This is a genomic window from Malaciobacter sp., from assembly GCF_055140965.1.
In genome coordinates this window covers 89,494-112,271 of sequence record NZ_JBSRRO010000001.1, presented here as the reverse complement: position 1 = coordinate 112,271, position 22,778 = coordinate 89,494, and the positions used below count along the sequence as shown (strand labels likewise).

Here is a 22,778-nt window from a genome sequence, read left to right as displayed (position 1 = left end):
TTTAAAACTCTACTGTTCCCTCAATGGCAAAATTTGCTCTTGAATCAAGTTCAGCATGGGATAAAACTGCCACTTGAAGTCCAAACTTCTCATATATTTCAGATACTCTTTTTCTTAAAAGTGGATCAACAACCATTGCAACTTTACCAAATCCTCTTGATTCAACTTGCTCTATTGTCTCTTTTGTTTTTGTAACTAGATTATTTATTTCTGAAATAGAAAGCATAAGTTGAGAAACTCCATGTTGCTCTTGAAGCTTTCCTATAAATTGTTGTTCAAGCTCTGGTTTTATAGTTATAATATGAAGTGTTCCATCATTATCTTTAAACCTTTGTGTTATAAGTCTATAAAGTTTACTTCTTACATGCTCAAGTAACACATCAGGTGCTTTTGTAAACTCTGCAATATCTGCAATTGCTTCAACTATTGTTAGCATATCAACAATAGGAATTTTTTCATGTAGTAAGTCTTTACACACTTTTAATAAAGAACCATAAGATGTAACTTTCATAGCTTCTTCTACAACTATTGGGAAATCTTTTTTTAATCCATCAACAATATCAACAATATCTTGTCTTGTAATAATATCTTCAGAATGATTTTTAATTGTTTCTGAAATATGAGTTGAAATTATTGTTGGAGCATCTACAACAGTAAAACCTTTCATAAGTGCTTCTTCTTTTAATTCAGGTGAAATCCATGTTGCATCTAAATTAAATACAGGCTCTTTTACATGTAAACCTTTTAATTTCTCATTACCAATTCCACCCATAGCAAGAAGCTTTTCAGTCTCAACTCGCCCTTTTACTATTGGAATTCTTTTTAAATACAATTGATACTCATTTTGTGCTAAATTTGCATCATCTGAGATTCGAATTTGAGGAATAATAAAACCTAAGTCAGCTGCAATTGTTTTTCTAATTCCTTTAATTTTATCAAGTAACTCTGAATCCCCTTGAACTAATTGTAAAAGTCTAAAACCAAGTTTTAACTCTAAAACTTCCATTTTCATAATAGTTTCAATTGCTTGAGCTTCATCAGGTCCTTTTTGCTTTTTCATCTCTTTTAATTCTTCAACACTTTTTGAAGTTTTAGCAGCACCTTTTTTAGCTTCTTGTGGCTTAAAAAATCTTGTAATAGAATTATCTTGTTCTTCTTGCACCATAAAAATAGTATAACTAGTAGCCATCATCAAAAGTCCCATAATAGACAATATTCCAGTTGGAAATCCTGGAATAAATCCAAAAAGAATCATTCCTATACCAACAAGCATTAATGCTTTGCTATCTTTTACTAATTGTAAAATTGATTGATTTGCAAACCTATCCTCATCCATATTTGAACGAGTAATAATAATAGCCGTTGCAGTTGATAAAATAAGTGCAGGAAGTTGCGCTACTAAACCATCTCCAATAGTTAAAATAGTATATATTTCTCCACTTTGAGAAACAGTCATATCATGCTGAAACAGTCCTATTAAAAGCCCACCAATTAAGTTTACTAAAGTAATAATAATACCAGCAACAGCATCACCTTTAACAAACTTTGAAGAACCATCCATAGCTCCATAAAAGTTCGCATCAGAGATCAACTCTTTTCTTCTTATTTGTGCTTCTTTATCATCAATAAACCCAGCATTTAAATCAGCATCAATTGCCATTTGTTTACCTGGCATTGAATCAAGTGTAAACCTTGCAGTAACCTCAGCAACCCTTGTAGCACCTTTTGTTACAACCATAAAGTTAATTAATACAAGAATAACAAATATGATAATACCAATTACCATATTACCACCAACAACAAAGTCCCCAAAAGCTGATATTATGGAACTTACAGCTTCTGGACCATTGTGACCTTCACTTAAAATAGATCTTGTAGTTGCAATATTTAAAGATAATCTAAAAAGTGCAAGTATTAAAATAATTGTGGGAAATGTAGTAAGATCAGATGGTCTTTGAATATATAAAGAAATCAATAATATAAGTAAAGACAAAGATAAAGATACTACCAAGAAGAAGTCTAAAAGCCCTTTTGATAAAGGAACAATAATAATCATAAGGATAGCAACAAAAAGTGCTACTACAAATAAATCTTTTGACAGTATCTTTCTTATATTCATTTAAACCTAAAACTATCTAATAAAATTAGTTAATGACATTTCATTAGCTTTATTTATCGTCGTATAAAGTGATGTATATGTTAATTCTAAAGCTTTTGCTTCCATTGCAACTTTTGCAAGATTTGCTCCAGCAGTTTCTTGATATAACACATTATAATGTGTTAATTTTGATGAAACTTTTTCTAACGAAACTTCAAAAATTCTATTTCTAACACCTAAATTAGTATGAGCTGCATTTATAGTGTCATAAGCTTTATTTACATTTTCTAAAGTCTCTCTTAATTTATCCATAGCCTCAGCTTCTGTTACAGGTGCACCTGTTGAATCAACTTGTCTTAATGCATTTATTCCTGTATCTAAAATATCAAAGATATTCTCTTTTGCTTCTAAAACTTGCCCTGGAATTGCTACAGGATTAGTTGTTTCATATGTTTTTGGCGTAGTTGATGGTAAAATTTCCGTAACTGGCATAGTTTCAGTAGTAGCACCCATTTCAGTATGCTTAACTATTTCAGGAACACCTGGATCTAAAACCCACTCATTACCAGATTCATCTACAATTCTTTGATTTTCACTAAAATTCAATTTTTCTCCAACTGCTGCTTCATCTACAGTATTCATCATCAAATCAAAGCCAGAAACACCTCTTTCTCTATAAGAGCCCTCTTCCACAGCAACTTTTTTTAAATATCCATTACCCTCATAAGTAATCTTACCAGTTACAGGATCTTCTACAAAAGGAGCTTGACCACCATTTGTTCCACTAAATAAATACTCACCGTTTGCTTGTTCATTTGAAAATAGAAGAATACTTTTTTTCATACCCTCAAGATTGATAGCAATACTTTTCTTTGATTCAGCATCCATAGTACCATCAAGTGCCCTTAAAACTTCAGATTTAATTGTTGACATCAAATCTTTAATATCAGCAACTGAAGAGTCAGCTGAATTATTTTGAGCTTCAATTATTTCGATTTGTTTTTTTATTCCCTCATAAACTGAAACTTTATCCTCAATATAAATCTCTTTTGTAAAAACTAAAGAGTCATCACTTCCATTGTCTATTTTTTTGCCAGTACTTTGTTGATAACTTAAATTTTGATATTTCTCATTTAATATATCTAATCTATAAATAGATTCACTTAAACTATTAATCATTGTAGCACCTCCTTAAGCATACGAACAATATCTTCAAAGGTATATTGTTCTTTAGTGCCTTGAGTAAGAAATTCTCTTATCTTCTCTTTTTTAGCTAAAGCATTGTCAAGTTCTGGATCCATCCCAGCTTTGTATGCACCTACTCTAACAAGTACCTCATTCTCTTTTATAAGAGATAATACCCTTTTTAACTTTAAAAAGTAATTATAGTGATTATCATCAACAACCTTATCCATAACCCTTGAAGCTGATTTTAAAAGATTTATTGGAGGATAAAAACCTTGCTCTGTTAAATCTCTTGTTAAAACAATATGACCATCTAAAATTGACCTACTTTGATCTGCTATTGGATCATTCATATCATCCCCATCAACTAAAACAGTAAAAAATGCTGTTATTGAACCTTTTGCATTACTACCTGCTCTTTCCATAAGCTGTGGTAAAAGTGCAAAAACTGAGGGTGGATAACCTCTACTTACTGGTGGTTCTCCTGTACTTAAACCTATCTCTCTTTGTGCCATTGCAAATCTTGTAACAGAATCCATCATCAAAAGTACATCGTGACCTTTATCTCTAAAAAATTCTGCAATAGCCATTGCTGTAAAAGCACCATATTTACGCATCAATGCAGATTCATCAGAAGTTGCAGCTACTATAATTGTATTTTCTAAATTATCACCTAAATTATAATGGATAAATTCAGGAATTTCACGCCCTCTTTCACCAATTAAAGCAACAACTTTTATTTGAGCTTCACACCCTTTTACAATCATTCCCATAAGTGTTGATTTACCAACACCAGAACCTGCAAAAATACCTACTTTTTGACCTTTCCCTGATGTAAGCATAGAATCAACTGCCTTAACACCTGTTGAAAATCTTTGATTAATTATACCTCTTTCCAATGCAGGCATTGAAACTTTATTTATTGCTGAACTTTCAGGAGTATCTTTAATCTTACCTTTGCCATCAATAGGATCTCCAAGTGCATTTACAACTCTATTTAAAAGACCATATCCAGTCTTAACTGTTAATCCCTCTTTTTGTAAATATACCTTATCATGTATTCTAAATCCCTCAATAAAAGAAAAAGGAACAACTGTAAAATCTTGTCCATCAATTGAGGCTATCATTCCAAGTACTGTATAAAGGTGTTGAACTGATTCAATTTTAACAATATCCCCAACTGCAACCTCAATTCCAGTTGCTACAATTGTTGTTGTACTTATGTGTTTTATTCTTCCAAAAGGAATCGATAAGTTTGCACTATCTATGCTATTTAGTAAACTATCAATATCCATCATTACATCTTATCGCACATTTTTTTATATAGACTATCTTGTGTACCCTCAACTTCTTTACATTTTTTAACATACTCTTCTTTTTTTTGATTATTTCCCAAGGTTTCATAAGCTTTTATGACCTCATAATATGATTTTACTAAATCATTTGGTCTAATTTTTCTATTTGTATCTAATCCCTCTAGTAAATAATCCAAAGCTTTTTGAGTATTATTTTTGTTTTTCTCATATTTTGCTAATTCTTGCTCAACAAAAGGAGAATAAACTCTTGCTTTTATATCTTTTTGTTTATTATACAAATTAGTCAATATCTCATAAGCTTCTTCTTTTTTATCTTGCTCTAATAAATAAAGATAATATTGATAGTAAAAGTCAATGATCATAGGTTTATTTTCATTTGCTTTTATATAATCTTTATTATTTTGTGCATAAGAATAAAACCTTTTCATTGCTATTGGTTCATTCTTTGCATTTAATATCAAAAATCTATATAAAAACTCTTTTGCTAAAACATTTCTATTATCAACCATTTCTACTTTTGCAGAAAATCCCATTGCTTCATCTAATAAGCCTAATTTATATGCCATTTGTTCCAAATAAAGATATATTTGTGCATCTCTACTTCTATTAAATGCATCTTTCATAAGCAAGTATGCTCTTTCATATGGTTCTTGAACCATACATTGAAAAAATCCTTCTTTTGTCTCTTCATCATCTATTAATTTTTGTAAAGTTTCTCTTCTTGATGTCTTTAAAGTAGTATTTAATGAAGCACATTTTCCTTCTGATAAATACTGTTTTATCATCTCTATATTAACCACATCAAAAATTGCACTCATATTGTCATAACCAAATCTTTTAGCAATTGAATTTGAGATTTTACTATAAACTCTTTTTTTTCTTAGTATCGTTTCATACTTTTTATCTCTTTTTTCATTTAATAACTCTTGTAATAATACTTTTTGTTGCATTGATGCAGATTCATTATATTTATTTGAAACAACATTTGGATCAATCTTTCCTTCTCTCATATAAATCTCATCAATATACATTTTTGCTTTATCAACATACATACCAGTTGGATAATTTTTTAAAATATCCTCATATAACTCTCTTGCTTTTATCAAATACTTTGGTGTTCCCTCATACATAAGCATATAAGTATTTGCAAGTTTATATTTAAACTCTTCAACCATTTGCTTATCATCTGTTCGTTTGATTAATTCAGTTAAAATTTTAACTGCAAATTCTGGCATTTCTGCTTTTATTAGCCTATCTACTTTATCTAAAGCTAAATAAGAATCTTTTGCATAGTACTCTATATTTTTATCTAAAACTTTAGAGATTAACTCATAAGCTTCATCATATTTATTATCTGCAATATAAACATCAAAAAGTTCATCTGCTACAATTGTTGCTACTAAAATATCAGTTGTTTTAGTCAACACCTCATATAAAATTCTTGCAGCTTTATTGTATTTGTATTGAAACTTATAGACTTTTGCTAAATGTATTTTTCCATAAGCTTTAGTAACATTATCATTAAAACTATTAATAATAATATTTGCAAAGTATTCTGCTTCACTAGTTTTATTTGAATAAAGTTTTAAATCAACCAAAAGCATATAAGCTTTTGCAAGTTGATCTTCTCTTATTTTTGAACTATTTATAGCAGTCTCAAGCTCTTTTACTGCATCTAGAATAAATCTTTTTGTTTTCTTTTTAAGTGATAACTCAGCATACAATATATAAATATCTGTTTCTAATAGTTTTATTCTATTTTTATTTTTAAAATCATTTATTTGATCATAGGCTTCATCTACTTTGCCTTTTCTTGCAAGCATTCTTACATTTTCAATAATATCAAAACCATCTGCTATTGCTTGTTTTCTTTCTTGAGAAATTTGTTCATTTGCAGAGTTTATAAAGCTATAGTAAAAATCTTTTTTTGCAAAAGAAAATGATACTAATAAAAATAAAATTATTATATTTTTCAAACAACTACCTCTTTTTCTTTTTTAATTCAAATACATATGCAAATATCTCTGCAATTGCTTTATAAAATTCACCTGGTATTTCTTGAGATATTTCAATTTGATCATATATAGATCTAGCTAGTGCTGGGTTTTCAATAATTGGAATATCATTCTCTTTAGCTACATCTTTTATTCTTAATGCAATAAAATCAATACCTTTTGCAATCATTTTAGGAGCAGTGTCTACTTGATTATCATATTTTAAAGCAACAGCATAATGCGTAGGATTTGTAATAACAACATCTGCATCTGGAACATCTGACATCATTCTTTTCATAGACATTTCCATCTGTATTTTTCTAATACGCCCCTTTACTTGAGGATCACCATCCATATTTTTAAATTCATCTTTTATATCTTGCTTACTCATTCTTAATGATTTTAAATAATAAAATCTTGTAAAGAAAAAGTCCATTATAGCAAAAATTATTATAATAAGTAATATACTTGCTAAAAAGATAACAGTTAAATCAATCATTTTGCTTAAAGTTGCATGCAAAGACATATCCATCATTGCAAGATAATCTTCTCCTGTTAACAAAATAATAACAACCATTACTCCCATAATAATAATTAACTTCATTGTTAACTTTAGTGACTCAATTGCTTTTTTTAAACCAAATATATTTCCAAAGCCCTTTATTGGGTCTAGTTTTTGCAAATCAAACTTCAAAGGAGTTACAACAAATCCAAATTGAGTCCAATTTGTAATTAAAGTTAGAAGAAAAACTAAAGCAAATAATGGAGCTAGTGCCGATAACATAGTCATAGTAATAGTATAAGTTAATGTATAATATATATTAGCATCTAACTCTTGTCCTATAAACCCATAGGAATAAAGCATTAATTTTTCTATTTGAGTCCAAAAATGACCTGAAAAAAATACTAAATAAATCGACCCAAAAAATAAAATTGCTGCACCTGTAACTTCCATAGATTTATTGACATTACCCTCTTTCTTGGCGTCTTCAATCTTTTTGGGTGTGGGTTCTTCGGTTTTTTCATCTTCATCAGCCATAAACTAAACCTTATTGAAACTTATTTATAAAGAAATTTGTAAAAGAGTGTGTAAAAATCTCCATTCCAAATATTAAAAATAGAAAAATAACTGCAAACTTCAACTGAAATGTAATAACAAATGGAGAAAATGCAGGCATTGATCTTGTACCATAACCATAATACAAATCAAGTATAAATGCAATAAAAAAAAGAGGCAATGCAAAAGAGAAAGAAAAAGCAAAAAGCCTATTTATTTCATCAATAATAATCTGTATTCCATCATATGAAAATATATCAAAATAACCCAAATGAATTATAGAAAAACTTTTTACTAAAATAACAAATGTCATTTCATACATACCTGTTTCAAAAAAAAGCACTAAAGCAACCATATATAAAAACCTATTTACAACACCTTCTTGTGTCCCTGTTGCAGGGTCAAACATATTTGCCATAGATAAAGCTGTTGAGTACTCAATTAACTCCCCTATTATTCTAACAGCAGAAAATATAATATGTACAAAAAAAGCAGCAACTGCTCCTAATGTTATTTCACTTATTAGTGAAAGTACAAACATATCTTGAGTAACTATGTTTTTTACTTCAATAATTGGAAATAAAAATATTGTAACAAAAAAAGCAAAAGTTACTCTAATTTTTGGACTAACTGCACTATGACCATAAACTGGCATAAAAGCTACAAAAGATAATATTCTTGCAAGAAGTAGTAAAAATTTAATTACTACAGCTTCATTTAGTAAGGATAAAAAGGCTTCCATTACATATAATTTGAGCTTTCTTCAGATTTTTTATTTGAGTTATTCATTGAGTTTAAAATATCAGCAGAAGATGGTGTTTCTCTTCTATTTTGTTGTCCTTGCTGATTTGAAGAGTTACTATCTTGTCCTTGATTATCAGAACTTGTACTATCATCAGATGTAAAATTAAGATTAAATTTAGTATCAGAATCAAAATTCTTTAAAAGTGCATTTCTTAAGCCTGTTTCATTATTAACAAAGGCATCAAGTGTTGCTGCATTTGATATATTTAAACTAATATTAAGACCTGAATCTTTATCACTTTTCATTAAAATAGCAATTGAACCTAATTGCGCTGGTAAAAGATTTATTCTAAAAGCAGTTACAGGTGGTTTGTAGTTTTCATACATATTTCTTGCAACATCAGACATCATTGAAGACATTTGTTGTTGTGCTCCTATGATTCTGCTTTGAATACTCATGGCTAAATTATTTGGAACATTAATATTAACATCAGTTCCTTGATTAGCCGATGAAGAAGATGAAGAGTTTGATTGTGAATTTGCAATATTACTATTTGATATTTCTTGCATAATATTTTTATTTGTTGTTAGTTTTTCTATAAAATTATTTCTTTGTATCTCTTTTTGTTGATTATCTTTTAATTCAATTTTTGTTTCTTGTAAACCCAAGTCAAGCTGTTTTGCACTTGTTTTTATATCATCAACACTTTTACCCTCTTTAGCAGTTTTTACACCCTCGTGTTTTGCTATGATTGATTGATTAGCAATACTATTTTTTTGAGAACTTAAATAAATATTTGTTAAAACATCATTTCTATTACTCAAAGGTACTTTTTGAGGTTCATTTACTTCTAATTTTTTTGAATCAATTATCTCTTTATTTGAAAGTTTTGATTCATCAACTAGTTTTTCCAATAAGCTTTTTGATGAGTTTTTATTTTCTAAAGGAACTTCAGCTTTTTTATTCTCTGTAGAGGTTTTTGGATCAAGTTTTGATAGCTCTTGTGCTACTTTTTCATTTTTAGTATTATTTTCTGTTATAGAAGATGTGTTATTTGATGAGTTTTTATTAACTTCTGTTGAGTTTTCATTTTTATTTTCTTGTGTTTTTAAAACTTGATTTTTGTTATCATTTATATTTTCTTGTATTTTTGAATTCTCTTTTTTTATTTCTAATTTTTGATTATCTATTGATTCTTTTGAGTTATCTATTTTAACTTCTTTACTATTTTGTAGATTATTTTGTTTTTGTTCAATATTTTCATTATCTACTTTAGTATCTTTTTTTGTATCTTTCGTACTATTTTCTATATTTAAATTTTCATTTTCTGTTTTACTAATTTTTACTTTATTATCTACTTCTTTTGATGTTTCATTTGTATTTATATTAGTATCTTTTTTTATATTATTTACATTTATAGTTGTCTCTTCTGTTTTTAAAGCAGTTCCATCTAGTTTAGTTTTAAAATTTGTATTTTCTGTTTTATTATCACTATTTGAACTATCAAGTTTTTTATCATTTTCTATATTTTCTAAAGAGCCATTATTTATTTTAATCTCACTTTTACTATCTTTTAATTGTAAATCTGATGTTTTTTCACTATCTTTTTTTGATAACTTTTCACTATTTGGTGTTTGCGTTTTTTCTTCTTTTTCTATTTTATTATCACTATTTTTATCTAAAGAGTCTTTAGTAACTTTTTTCTCATCACTATTTATATTCTGTTTTGATTTTTCAATATCTTTTGTATCTAGTTGATTTTGCAATAACTCTTTTATATTTTTGTTATTGTTATCTTTTTTTACCTCTTTAGTATTATCATTGCTAGTTAAATCATCTGTTTTTTCAGACTTATTAGCTTTTTTCTCAGCTGATTCTTCTTTTGTATTAGGATTTATTTCTTCTTTTTGAGTATTTGTTTTTGAAGTCAAAGAAGACTCATCCAAATTTTTATCTTTTTTTGGATTTGTTTCCAAATCTTTTAAAATATCACTACTTTTAGTATCACTTTTTTTATTATCTTTTGATTCTAAACTCTTTGAATCACCTGATTGCTCACCTTGAGTAGTTTTATCTTTTTTTGTAGTAGAGTCTTTATCTTTTACATCTTCTTTATTGATAGCTGTTGCTTTTTTTGCTTCTAAAATCATTCTATCAAGCATTGACATCGAACTATTATCTTTTTTTACTTCTTTAGTAGTACTATTTTCACTATTATCAACTTCTGCATCGTTTTTTGTTTTTTCTTTATTTGTTACACTACTATTTGAAGAGTCAGTTTGCTTTGTATTTTCAGATTTTTGAATTTCACCTTTTGTATTTGATACTTTTTCTTTTTCAATTGATTTATTATCTTTTGTAGAAACTTCTTCTTTGCCTTTTGAGCTTTGTGCTAAAATTGAATCAAATAAAGATAGGCCTTCTTTTTTTTCTTTAGTTTCTTTAGTACCAAAACTATTTTCAGAAGATGACTTAGTCTTTGAAGATGATAATAAATCCATTTCTTTCATAATACTATGCCTTTAAAATATCAAGTGTTTTAGTATCAATATTTTTATGTGTATTAAAAGAAGCAATATTTGCTTCATATGATCTTTGAGCTTCTATTAAATTAACCATTTCAATAACTGGATTAATATTTGGATAAGCCACATATCCATCTTTATTTGCATCTGGATGTGCTGGTTCAAATCTCATAATAGGGTCTGCATCATTTTGAACAATTGACTTAACGCCAACTCCTCTTAATTCATCTGCACTTTTTTTACTATTTGATTGTTCAATATCATTACTATTTGATTTTTCTGCTTTATTTAATAAAATCTCTTCAAATACAACATCTTGTTTTTTATATGGTCCGCCATCAATTGTATTGGTAGTTTGCGCATTTGCAATATTTGCACTTACTACATTTATTCTAGTTCTTTGTGCACTCATTCCTGAAGTTGCTACATTGTATCCATCAAAAAAACCCATAAAATCTCCTTATTATGCTTGCATTCTTGAAATCTCTTTATAAGCAGCAATTGCTTTATTTTGAACTTCTAAACCTAATTTCAATGAAAGCTCAGCCTCTTCAATTTTTTGAACTGCTTCTTGAAGATTTTCAACTTTACCTGTTGCAATGCCTTCCATAGCATCATATCCATCAATTTGGTGCTGGTTTACTTCACCTACTGCACCTTTTAACATACTTGCAAAAGATTCATTCTCTTTTGGAGAGTTTACTTCATTTTTTACTTGTGAAAGTCCTAAAGAACCAATTGAGTCTTTAATTGAAGAAATATTCATTTTTTACCTCACTCTTTTTTATCTGCGCTTGCATTGGCATCATTGATACTCATCTCTGCAAGCATTGCATCAATTTTTTCAGAATTATATTTAAAATCCAATTCCTCTTTTTTGTTATCTAAACTAAATAGCAAAATAATCAAAGATAACATCATATTGGATACTCCTTTTAAAACAATTGTAACACCAACAATTCCAAAAAGCATTTCCAAAGGAGTAAATAAGTCTGCATTCACTACAAAAAATATAAGTGTAGCAAAGAATCCAGTTGCAATATACAATCTAAAGATTCCCGTATTTATTACGTTTTGGGAAAACTTTTCTACTACCATAGTATCATAGTTCCTTTAAAACAATAATATTTAATACACTTTTTCTGTAATATACAGACACCTTACGCAACCTTATTTTATATTTTTAAGTAAAGTATCAATTATAGCTTGTAGTTGCTTAGTTGAGTCATCATTTTTAAACTCAAAACTAAATAATTTTCTTAACCGGCCAGTTGTTGAAATATTTGCAGAAGTTGATACATTACCTATATATTTTACCATAAAATTGTCATTTAATCTATTTTTTTTAGCTAAATTTATTAAAGAATTTGAAATTGTATTCCCAATTTGATGATTTTTTGTATGATTAAAACATAACATAAGCTGTTCTTTATCTTTGGATAACATTTTAATTAAAGCATAAAGGTCAGTTAATGCACTAGGATCAGTTGTAGTAACTGCTAAAATATTATCTGATATTGCTAAAAACTCTTTAACATACTCATTTAAACCAGCTCCTGTATCAACTAAAACAACATCAAACTCATTTAAGCTAATAATATCTTCAACTATTCTTGCAAAAACAAAAGAGTTAGAGTGATTTGAATACTGATAACCACTCTTTCCTGCAACTAATGATATATTTTTGTAAGCTGTTTTAAGTAAAACTTCATCAATAGTAATTTTTCCTTCAATATAATCAAAAAGTGTATATTTTGGTTTCATATCAAATAATACTTGCATATTTGCTAAGCCAATATCAGCATCAACAATTGCCACTTTAAAACCTCTTGAAGATAATAAATAAGCAATATTCCCTGTAAAAGTTGATTTACCAACTCCACCTTTTCCTGATGTAATTGTTAGTAATTTAGTTTTTGATTCTCTTTGTCTATTTTTTGTAAGATTGATTAATCTACTTGCTTGATTTGAAATACTATTAAACACTCTTATCTCCTTGGACAAGAACTATTCATAAAACAGTCAATCAAAAAAGATGCATCTGATACTATTAAATCATCTGGAACATTTTGTCCTATAGAAAAATATGTAATTGATTTTTTTGTTTTATGTGCAAATGAAATCAAATTCCCAAAACTTCTAGTCTCATCAAGTTTAGTAAAAGTTAAATAATCAATATTTAATCTTGAATAGTTTGCATAAATATCAATTAAATCACTTTGCTTTACATTTGCAGGAAGCACTAATATTTTTTCAATAGGCAACTCTTCTATTCTATTTTGATACTCATTTATTAACTCGATTTTATCCACATCATATTGACTAGAACCAGCAGTATCAATAAATATATAATTACAATCTTTTAATCTAAGTAAAGCTTCTATTAAATCCTCAGGATTTTTAACAATCTCCAAAGGTAAACGCATAATATTTGTATAAGCTTGCAATTGTTCAATAGCTCCAACTCTAAATGAGTCTAAAGTTACAATTCCAACTTTATAGTTTTGTCCTAATTTATAGGCATATCTAGCAGCTAATTTAGCTATTGTTGTAGTTTTACCAACTCCTGTTGGACCAACCATCATTGTAATTTTTCTTTGATGTTTTCTTAATGGCACTTCATGTTTAATAGGAAGTATTCTTCTTAATATTAATTTAAAAAAATCATTAACTTTTTTAGGATTTGCCTTTAATGAAACTGGTAATTGTCTTATTGTTTTTTTCATTATTGTGTATGTCATCTCTTGATCAAATTCATTTTGTTCAAAAAGATTATACATATCTACAAATTCAGGTGGAATAGTCAAATCATATAGCTGACTTTTAGGATCCCAAATTGATTTTTGCACTTGCCCAATTGCATCTTGCATCTTAAGTATTTCTGCTCTAAAATCATACACAGAAGCCTGGAATTTTTCATCTTTTTTGGGATCTTTAGAAACAATCTTTTTTGTATAAGTTGACTTCTTTATAGGTTCATTAATTGTGCTATCTTCTAATGCAACAACCACCTCATACATATCTTTATTGCCATCTTTTGCACTAGATATTTTTTTAGTAGATATTACAATTGCTTCTTCACCACACTCTTCTTGAGCTTTTTTTAAAGCAATTGTTGGTGTTTCTCCTAAAAATGAAAGCATATTCATTCTACTCTTCCATCTTTATAGATTTTTTCAATTTTTCCATCACTTCTTTTTATCCTAATATACTCATCGTTTTGAAAAATTATCTCACCTCTTTTTTCTATTTCCAATGCACCAAATTTAAATACAACTGCCTCTTTTTTATAAGGCTTTACATCTTTTGTACAAATCACACTACTTTTTCTAATATAGTGTAGTGCTTCATATTTTTTATTATTTAAATCAGCTAATTTAAGTGGTTTACAATACTTTTCAACACTATCAACTTTTCTTAGCATTAAATCTCTTGTATCAACTATTGATTTATAATGTATAGCTTTTTTAGCAACTAAAACATCTATTGCATTTGCATTAAGAAACATAAATATAAGTAAAAAACTAAGCCTTAACATCAAGTAAAGCTCCTCCATTATTTTTTGTAAGATCTTCAACTATCTCTTTATACATTTGCTGAACAGGTAAGACTATTGATGCTAACTCTTTGTTAAGTTTATAAAGACTTCTTAGCTCTTCTTCTAAATAATCGACCTTTTGTCTATAAATATTAACATCTTCTCCTGCTTTCATTTTTTCAACAATCAATTTATTTAATTCTATTTTTAATGATGATATTTCATTGATCATCTCTTCTTTTTCACTATTTCTATCTAGAAGTTTTTCATGTCTTGCTTGTTTTATATCTTCAATATCTAATTTTATTGATTCTTTCATTTTATCTATAAGTTCTAACATTGTTTCAACTGTTTGTTCAATCATAATAAATCCAATCTTTTATTTATTGTTTTGGCTTAAAAATTGATATAACATATCACTAATTCCCATAGTACCTTTTGTATTTTTAGATACTGTTTCTGTATACATTCCTTTTATAATATCAGAACCAGTACCCTCACCTGCAACATTAGTACTTTTCAATGATATATCCATTAATTGTTGAGCAAAAAAAGATTCAAAATCATCACATACTTTTTTTAAATTTTCATCATCTAATTTTTTTGCATCTATATTTTCAAATTTGTTATTACTAAACTCATTTTTAGTAACAATTGGTGTGCTAAGTTCAATCATTATTCCAACCTATCAAAGAAATTCTCTTCATTTAAAATATCAGATTGATCATTTTCAGAAAAAAATCTGATTTCAACTCTTCTATTATCAGAAGCAACTTCACTTTTTGGATGATATGAACCATAAGCAGAAACTTTCAACTGCCCTGGTTCAATTCTATTTTTTATCAACTCTTTTACCACTTCAACAGATCTTAATGCTGATAAATCCCAATCATCTCTTGGTATATCTTTATTTTTATAAGCTCCATTATCAGTATGTCCTATTACTTCAATTGCAAAAGTTTGAGGCATTGTTCTTATTACTCTTGCTATTTTAGCAATAAACCTCTTAGAAGCAGCATCATTTATTCTATACTCACCAGGTTTAAACATTATAGTTGATGGAATATCTAAAACAAACTCATTCTTGCCCTTTGTTATTTGCATAACTTGTGATTGATCTGCTGCAGTGTCATTTGCAATTTCAACAATCTCTTTGATTTCATTTGAAGCTTGCTCAATCCCCTCTTCTGCTGCTGTCATATTATCAGAACTATCACTATTACTTTGATTATTTGAGTGTTGATCTGTTTGTTCTCTAACATCTGAAGTTTTATCTAAAAACCCCATTGCTTTTTTCATAATGTCAAAATACTCTTCAACTTTTTTCTTATCCATAACAGCCATAGATAAAAGTAAAATAAAAAAAGTAAGCAATAAAGACATAAGATCACCAAATTGAACAAGCCAACCTGGTAAACATTTAGGACAATCTGGACATTTTTTCTTTGCCATATCTATTTCTATTCTGGAAGTTCAACTAAAATTGAATTTAGTTTCATCTTAATATTACCTATTGACTCCTCTGCTGCAATCATAGAAGCACCTGAAATAATAACTTCACAAGCTGTCATCTCAATATCATTTTTTCTTGCTAGTTTATTTTCAATTACACCTGCAAATAAAGTACCAATTAAAGCTCCATACATAGTAGTAATCAAAGCAACTGCCATAGCTGGACCAACTGCTGCTGGGTCAGATAAATTTGCAAGCATAGCAACTAACCCAACTAATGTACCAATCATACCCATTGAACCAGCTGTTCCTCCCATATTTCCAAACAAACCAATCATTATATTATGTCTTTTTTCCATATGTTCCATTTTTAGTTCAAGTAAAGGCTCTAAAACTTCTGGTTTTGTTCCATCAACAATTAATTGAAATGCCTCTTTTAAAAAAGGATTACTCTCTTGCATAACTTTTTGTTCAATATGCATTACACCATGTTTTTTAACTTCTGTTGCATAAAATATCATTTTTTCAACCAATTCAGGTAAAGGTTCAGTTTTTACTTCATTAAATGCAACTTTTATTGCAGGAGTCATTCTTTTTAATTCATTAGTTTCAAACTGGCCAGCTGTTACAGCTAGTGTACCACCTAAAACAATTATTAGTGATGGGATATCAATATAAGCTCCAAAACCTGCACCACCAAGTGCAATTGCCAAGATTACAAATGACCATCCCGCTATAATTCCGCCTAATGTACCTTTATCCATCTACTTCAATCCTAACTGGTTTAATCTTAATGCTTCGTTTCCTATACTTTTTACTTTAAGTCCAAATTTTCCCTCAACAATAACGGCTTCACCCTCACCAATTTTAACACCATTTACAAGTATTTCTAAAGGCTCATTTACCATTTGGTCAAGCTCTATTATCTCACCTATATCCCAACGCAAAATATCTTTTAATAAAAAGTTCTTTGTTCCTAGTCTTACACTAAGTTTTAACTTTATATTAAACAATAATTGTAAATTGTGTGCAGAGTTTTCAGATAATAAAGAACTAATACCAAGACTATCACTTGATGAAGTTTTATTTGCTTGATTCGAAGAACTGTTTTGTTCATTACTGTTTGAATCTTCTGATGCTAATGGTAAATCTTGTTCATCATCTTTGCCTGTTATAGCACTAATAAAAGGAAGTATTAATTTGTCAAAACCAATAATTACAGGTAATTTTTCAGAATCCATAGATAAAGAAAATTCATAAATATTCTCTTGATCTTTCATTGATGAAGATTCAACAATTGATGAGTTTAATACTTCAAACTTAATACTTCCTATATCATCAAAATTTTGTGCATTAACAGATGTTGAAAAACTTCCACAAATATTGGAAGTGATTTCATTAACTGCATCAGCGATTTCATCATCTATATGTTCTTTTAAATCACCCATTCCACCTAGCATAAAGTATTCAAACTTCGTAGCTGAAATAGTTGGAATAAAAAATGACCAATTACTCGTACCAGCACTAAAATCAAACTTAACATCGACTTTTATACATTGAGTTGCTTCATAGTTTTCTTGATTTAACTCTTGTATATTATCAATTGTTGAACCTTTTGATAATAGCTGTTCTAATGTGTTTGTTAACTCATCTTTTAATATATTTGATAAATCTGATGCCAATTAATATTACCTTTTACTTAGACTCGTCTAGTTTTTGTTTAAGCTCATTAAGCAGTTGAGCTTTTACTCTCATCATATCTTCTGTTGGGTACTTATACTCAGCATCACCTCTTTTAACTTTTACAAAAAAATCTTGTGAACTTTTGTTATATCCAAATCTGACATTATCTAAAATCACTTCATTTTTATCAAAAGCTTGTTGCGAACCTTGAGCATTTTTATACTTCTCATCAGGTTCAACTCTTTTGTCATTATCAACTTCTGCAACTTTTTTTGTTTTTTCTACATGATTAACTTTTGCGTTATCAATGTCTGCAACTCTTCCTAATTCCATAGCTATCTCCTATAAAATTGTCTATTACTTAGATTATATCAAAAAACAAATAAATTTTTAACTCTTTTATAAAGATTCTAAAAACTCATCCAATCCTTTAAGCCTAATATCAATCATACTATCTAGATATTTTGACTTAAAATACTGCTTTGCACTAGATAATTTCAAATCTTGAATTAACTGAACTCCTGTTAAAAAATCAGCATCATGATCATTTAAAACTGCTTTAATTAAAGAGATTTGAATAGAAGCTTCATTTTTTCTTCCTTGATCAAGTAAAGCTGCAACTTGTAAATACATTGTGTATTTGTCTTCTAAATCATACTTTTTTTGTAAACTATTTAATATTTCCAATGTTTTTTTAGAATTTCCTATATATAACTCTTTTAATGCACTAGTTCTTAAAAAAGATGGGCTATTTTTAATTTTTAACTGTAAATTTGCCTTATAAAAAAGTCCCAATGATTTTAAAATGTCAATATAATACCTAGTAACCACAAGAGGACCTTCTAAAAAATTATCATTTATATATAAAGGAACATTATCTTGAAGTCTTGAGAAATAGTCATAATTACTCTCATTTTTTCTTTTTTGTATTAACTTCATCAAATAAACAAAAGGATCTTTATTATACTCTTCAAATAAAACACTATTTGAAACATCTTTCTTATCTTTTTTATCTTTTAAAAACTCTATAGCAGTATAAAAAATTGTATCTTCATAATATAAAGGTTTCTCTTTTACTTTAGTTTCAGGCTCTAAAAAGAGTGAAAAAAGTGCTTGTCCAAAATATTTATATAAGCCTTGGTCTGATTTAATATTGCTTTTTATATATTCAATGTCAGGTACTTTTTTATCTATTCTTTTTGCAGCAATTAAAGTCATAACAGAAAATAGTTTATTTCCTGGATTTAATTTGTATGCTTTTTCAAAATAGTTATAAGCATTATGAAAATCATAAATATGAGCATATGAAAGTGCAAGATTATAATAAACATAAGATTTTGATTTAGTATTAATCAAACTTTTAAGCTTATTTACACGAATTATTGGATCTTCTTTTATTATTTCAATAAATTTGGCATTATACTCAACCATTTTTTCAAGGCTTTGTATATTTTGTTTACTTTTAAAAATAAAACCTTTTGAAATATCATAAATAATCTCTTGATTATCAGAAAATACAAAAGGAGCAAAATAGAAAATATAATCTATTTCTCTTTTTTTTGTAAAATTAGTAACAAACTCTAAATACTCTTTTGCTGAATACTTATCTTTATTAAAAAATAGCTCTAAAGGTAGTTCTAAATTTGTTTTAAAACTATTTTTTCTTTTATTAATAAGATCAATATTATCCATAAGTTTCTCAAGATCATTTGCTTTTAAATCTCTATAAACCATAATCCACAAGATTTTATCAAATCTACTTTTATTATAACTACTCTCTTTTGCAAGTTTTAGATACTTCTCAGCTTGAACATAATCTTTTAATTTCAAATATAATAAGGCTTTTTTTAAATCTAAAGGAAATTTCATTTTATTTAAAATTTGTAATGCTTTTTCATAATCTTTTAAAAGTATTAAAGTATCAGCTAACATTCTTTTTGAATGCTCTGTTAGATTTTTATGTTTTTTAGCAATATCTATTATAATATCTAAATATCTACTATCTTTTGTAATTTGATATAAATAATAACAAGTTGACATATATGAAAAAGTATTTTGATAAATAGCTTTTTTATAATTATAAATATTATTAAAATACAACTTTGCATTTTCAATCTCACCCATTTTATAATAAGCAATTGCTATATTTAAAAATGAGGGTATTTTAATCGCAGTTGAAGTTTGCTTGAATATATCTATTGCTTTTTTATACTCTTCTTTTTCCATCATTAATACAGCTTTATTAAAATCAAACTGTAAAGAAAAACTATCTTGTTTTTGCTTTATTTTGTCATAATTAAAAATTATTTCTGGTTGGGATTCTAATAAATCTTTATTTGCAAAAACATTAGAAGTAAAAAGTATAAAGAAAAAATAAAAAAAAGTTTTTTTCAAAATTCACCTTTTAAACCATTGTATTAACTTGAGCATATAACTCCTCAGTTCTTTCTTCTAATACTTCTACTTTATGCCTTAATTCTGCATTTTCTAATTTTGCTTTTTGCAAATCACTTCTTGCTACTTGCAAAGTATCTTGATTATTTTTAAGTGTTGAAGTACTTATTTTTAACTGTTTTTCATATTTTTCAATAATCTCTTCTAGTTTTTTATACTCTTCTTCCATGATATTTTTTTCTTCATTTACTTTTCTATATAAAGATTTATAAACATTCATACTTGAGAAAAAATACAATAATAAAACACCAAATAATATCAATAATAAAAAATTTTCCAATCTTTACCTTTTTATAATAAAATAGGGAATACCCTATTTTATCTTTTTAGATTTATTAATGTGTTTAATAATTGATCTGAAGTTGTAATTGATTTAGCATTTGCTTCAAATGCTCTTTGAAATACCATTAGGTTAACTAAACTTTCACTCAAATCAGCTGTACTTAACTCCAATGTTTTCCCCTCAATTTTTGCAGTTTTTGAGTTGTTTGTATTATAAATTGGATCACCAGATGAGTTTGTTTTTGCAAGTAAGTTATCTCCTGATGGTAAAAGTCCTCTTTGGTTATTAAATAATGCAATAGAAACTTGTCCAATAGCAAAATCAACTCCACCTTGCTTCATAGTAATTAAACCTGATTGATCAATATTAAATTCACCAAAAGGAGAGTTTGAAATATTTAAAGCATCTAATTTTAATTGAAGTGAGTCTTGTGTTGCTGTTTGCTCAATTGTATTTGTTATTTCTAAAAACTCTGCTCCTGCACCTTTTCTACCACTATAATCAGCATTTTTATCTTTAACTATACTATTTGTAGTATCTGTTAAAGTTGTACTAAACTCTAAATCATATTTTGAATCTTTAGTTGATATTACTAAGTTTCCATTTACATTTTCAACTTTAAAATAGTTATTAAATTGAACTTGTTTTGTAGTATCCATAGGATTTCCACCATTTTGAATAGCAGCTACCATCTCATCTACATTAGTAATATCAACCCCACCATTTGATCCTTCTAATGTCAATGAAAACTCAATATTCTTTTTCAATGTTGGATCATATATAGAAAAATCTAAAGTATGGTCAATACCTGTATCAAGAGTTGCTAAATCAGCTGGAGCGTATACATTTCTTTGATTACCAGTTATTGCTCTTGATAGGGCATCTTGAATACTTTCCAATGCACCAACACCTGTTCCTGATTGTGCTTTTGTTCTACTTAAAGTATCATTTACTTCACCACTTACAGTTGTACTTGAACTCATTTCTTGAATACTATTAATAATAAAATCTTGACCAGGAACAAGAGATTTTATCTCTATCATACCTTTATATACATCTAAAGGATTTGTTGTTGAGTTAAAAGTATCTTTTTCTTCAAATTTACCTTGATCAACTGCTTCTGCTGTAATTGGATCAATTACATTATAAGCAGTCATTCCAGGAACAGTAGAAGAGATTTTATCTGCTAAGGCTTTATAAGTTGCTATTTTACTTGCAACTAAATTATAATCTTCTGTTACACTACTAGCATATGTTGTTTCTGTAGCAGTTGCATTTGAACCAAATGTAACTTCAATTGTACCAGTACCATTATTTTTTGTAATACCTGTTGGAGGATTACCACCACTAGTTAAAGCCTCATTTGTATTAATAGCATTTTCTAAACCATCCAATATCTCTTGCATTGTTGCATCTGTATCAGAATCATAGTGAACTTCAGTTCCATCAATAGTCATAGAGTATCTTGTATTATTAGCAGCAGTTATAGTATTTGTAATCGTTGTAGTTCCTGAACCTGTAACTACTGAATTACCAGTATCACCACCTGCAAAATCCACTAAAGAAGTAATCAAGTCATCTGTTGCATTTGTACTTACAAAGTTTTGAGCAATTTTTGTTCCATTAATGGTAATTGAAATTTGATCACCCTCACCTTTAAAAGTTTCACCCTCAAATCTTACTTGTGATTTTTGTGAAATTGAAGTTGAAGAAGGACCATCAGGAGTATTTTTCAAATCTTGCAATCTTCTTGTATACTCTTTTTTAAGTATTTCAATATCATTTAATTTTGCTGCTTTACTTTTAAGACCTGTTCCAGAAAAGGCATCACTTGAATCAGCTCTAGTTGTTGACACATAATCAGTTGCTTTTGCAGTAATTGTTTCTACATAAGTATCATGCCTAATAATTCTTGAACCTAATAATTCAGAATAATCATCAGTAAATAAAGTTGCATTTGGATTAGTTGAAATTACATCAGAATCAGTATCAAGTGGCCTCATAGCCCATCCTTGTACCTCATTTCCTGCTGCATCTTGTAAAGTTCCATTATCACCCATTCTGAAGTTACCAGCTCTTGTATAAAAAGATTCTGATGTTCCACCTTGGGTTTTATTTTTTACTGTAAAAAATCCATCTCCACTAAGTGCCATATCATAATTTACACCAGTTAACTTCAAGTTCCCTTGCACATAAAGTTTTTCTGCATCTAAAATTTTTGACCCTTTACCAATTCTATCTTGGTACATTTGATCTGCAAAAGAGATTCTTGAACTTTTATATCCTATTGTATTTACATTGGCTATATTATTAGACTCATTGTCTAATGCTGTTTGCTGTGATGATAACCCTGAAATACCTGTCCAAAGTGCTCCAATCATGATTTATCCTTTTTATATAAATCTTAAACATCTAAACTTTAAATGTTCAAATATTAATACTTTAAAA

General features: G+C 28.0%; 22 protein-coding genes. All 22 read right to left on the bottom strand.

The window, feature by feature from the left end:
* Position 1: 1 nt before the first annotated feature.
* Positions 2–2,119: a flagellar biosynthesis protein FlhA gene (gene flhA, locus ACTCCZ_RS00560; RefSeq protein WP_079576905.1), complete on the bottom strand. Its 2,118-nt coding sequence runs from the start codon at positions 2,117–2,119 to the stop codon at positions 2–4.
* Positions 2,120–2,131: 12 nt separating this feature from the next.
* On the bottom strand, positions 2,132–3,277 hold the full coding sequence (locus ACTCCZ_RS00555; protein ID WP_079576904.1) for a flagellin N-terminal helical domain-containing protein: 1,146 nt from the start codon (positions 3,275–3,277) through the stop codon (positions 2,132–2,134).
* Complete coding sequence (gene fliI, locus ACTCCZ_RS00550) at positions 3,274–4,578, bottom strand: flagellar protein export ATPase FliI (protein WP_409454906.1); 1,305 nt, start codon at positions 4,576–4,578, stop codon at positions 3,274–3,276. Before fliI ends, ACTCCZ_RS00555 begins: the two co-directional genes overlap by 4 nt.
* Positions 4,579–4,580: 2 nt before the next feature.
* Positions 4,581–6,575 (bottom strand): YfgM family protein, encoded by a 1,995-nt coding sequence (locus tag ACTCCZ_RS00545; RefSeq protein ID WP_079576902.1) that lies wholly within the window; start codon positions 6,573–6,575, stop codon positions 4,581–4,583.
* Between the two features lie 4 nt (positions 6,576–6,579).
* Positions 6,580–7,632: a flagellar biosynthesis protein FlhB gene (gene flhB, locus ACTCCZ_RS00540; RefSeq protein WP_079576901.1), complete on the bottom strand. Its 1,053-nt coding sequence runs from the start codon at positions 7,630–7,632 to the stop codon at positions 6,580–6,582.
* A 10-nt stretch (positions 7,633–7,642) separates the two neighbouring features.
* Positions 7,643–8,392, bottom strand: coding sequence for a flagellar biosynthetic protein FliR (locus ACTCCZ_RS00535; RefSeq protein WP_079576900.1), 750 nt, complete (start codon positions 8,390–8,392; stop codon positions 7,643–7,645).
* On the bottom strand, positions 8,392–10,905 hold the full coding sequence (locus tag ACTCCZ_RS00530) for a flagellar hook-length control protein FliK (RefSeq protein ID WP_079576899.1): 2,514 nt from the start codon (positions 10,903–10,905) through the stop codon (positions 8,392–8,394). The genes ACTCCZ_RS00535 and ACTCCZ_RS00530 overlap by 1 nt, the downstream gene beginning before the upstream one ends.
* A 4-nt stretch (positions 10,906–10,909) precedes the next feature.
* Entirely contained in the window at positions 10,910–11,371 is a 462-nt protein-coding gene (gene flgC, locus ACTCCZ_RS00525) for a flagellar basal body rod protein FlgC (RefSeq protein WP_079576898.1), read from the bottom strand.
* A gap of 12 nt (positions 11,372–11,383) precedes the next feature.
* On the bottom strand, positions 11,384–11,686 hold the full coding sequence (gene fliE / locus ACTCCZ_RS00520) for a flagellar hook-basal body complex protein FliE (protein WP_079576897.1): 303 nt from the start codon (positions 11,684–11,686) through the stop codon (positions 11,384–11,386).
* A gap of 8 nt (positions 11,687–11,694) precedes the next feature.
* On the bottom strand, positions 11,695–12,018 hold the full coding sequence (locus ACTCCZ_RS00515) for a hypothetical protein (RefSeq protein ID WP_079576896.1): 324 nt from the start codon (positions 12,016–12,018) through the stop codon (positions 11,695–11,697).
* A 72-nt stretch (positions 12,019–12,090) separates the two neighbouring features.
* The gene (locus ACTCCZ_RS00510) at positions 12,091–12,906 is read right to left on the bottom strand and encodes an AAA family ATPase (protein WP_079576895.1); all 816 of its coding nucleotides are present in this window, start codon (positions 12,904–12,906) and stop codon (positions 12,091–12,093) included.
* Between the two features lie 2 nt (positions 12,907–12,908).
* Complete coding sequence (gene flhF, locus ACTCCZ_RS00505) at positions 12,909–14,069, bottom strand: flagellar biosynthesis protein FlhF (protein ID WP_079576894.1); 1,161 nt, start codon at positions 14,067–14,069, stop codon at positions 12,909–12,911.
* Positions 14,066–14,458 (bottom strand): hypothetical protein, encoded by a 393-nt coding sequence (locus ACTCCZ_RS00500; protein ID WP_079576893.1) that lies wholly within the window; start codon positions 14,456–14,458, stop codon positions 14,066–14,068. Before ACTCCZ_RS00500 ends, flhF begins: the two co-directional genes overlap by 4 nt.
* The gene (locus ACTCCZ_RS00495; RefSeq protein ID WP_079576892.1) at positions 14,445–14,822 is read right to left on the bottom strand and encodes a hypothetical protein; all 378 of its coding nucleotides are present in this window, start codon (positions 14,820–14,822) and stop codon (positions 14,445–14,447) included. Before ACTCCZ_RS00495 ends, ACTCCZ_RS00500 begins: the two co-directional genes overlap by 14 nt.
* 15 nt (positions 14,823–14,837) lie before the next feature.
* Positions 14,838–15,134 (bottom strand): hypothetical protein, encoded by a 297-nt coding sequence (locus tag ACTCCZ_RS00490; protein ID WP_228145261.1) that lies wholly within the window; start codon positions 15,132–15,134, stop codon positions 14,838–14,840.
* The gene (locus tag ACTCCZ_RS00485) at positions 15,134–15,910 is read right to left on the bottom strand and encodes an OmpA/MotB family protein (protein WP_079576891.1); all 777 of its coding nucleotides are present in this window, start codon (positions 15,908–15,910) and stop codon (positions 15,134–15,136) included. Before ACTCCZ_RS00485 ends, ACTCCZ_RS00490 begins: the two co-directional genes overlap by 1 nt.
* Positions 15,911–15,918: 8 nt before the next feature.
* A complete protein-coding gene (locus tag ACTCCZ_RS00480) occupies positions 15,919–16,674 on the bottom strand; it encodes a motility protein A (RefSeq protein ID WP_079576890.1) in 756 nt (251 codons plus the stop codon).
* Entirely contained in the window at positions 16,675–17,592 is a 918-nt protein-coding gene (locus tag ACTCCZ_RS00475) for a FliM/FliN family flagellar motor switch protein (protein ID WP_079576889.1), read from the bottom strand. It lies immediately after the preceding gene.
* A 13-nt stretch (positions 17,593–17,605) separates the two neighbouring features.
* Positions 17,606–17,926: a flagellin gene (locus ACTCCZ_RS00470; RefSeq protein WP_079576888.1), complete on the bottom strand. Its 321-nt coding sequence runs from the start codon at positions 17,924–17,926 to the stop codon at positions 17,606–17,608.
* Positions 17,927–17,992: 66 nt separating this feature from the next.
* Entirely contained in the window at positions 17,993–19,987 is a 1,995-nt protein-coding gene (locus ACTCCZ_RS00465; protein WP_079576887.1) for a hypothetical protein, read from the bottom strand.
* A gap of 10 nt (positions 19,988–19,997) precedes the next feature.
* A complete protein-coding gene (locus ACTCCZ_RS00460) occupies positions 19,998–20,327 on the bottom strand; it encodes a hypothetical protein (protein WP_228145260.1) in 330 nt (109 codons plus the stop codon).
* 38 nt (positions 20,328–20,365) lie between these two features.
* Positions 20,366–22,711: a flagellar hook-basal body complex protein gene (locus ACTCCZ_RS00455; protein WP_079576886.1), complete on the bottom strand. Its 2,346-nt coding sequence runs from the start codon at positions 22,709–22,711 to the stop codon at positions 20,366–20,368.
* Positions 22,712–22,778: the final 67 nt, after the last annotated feature.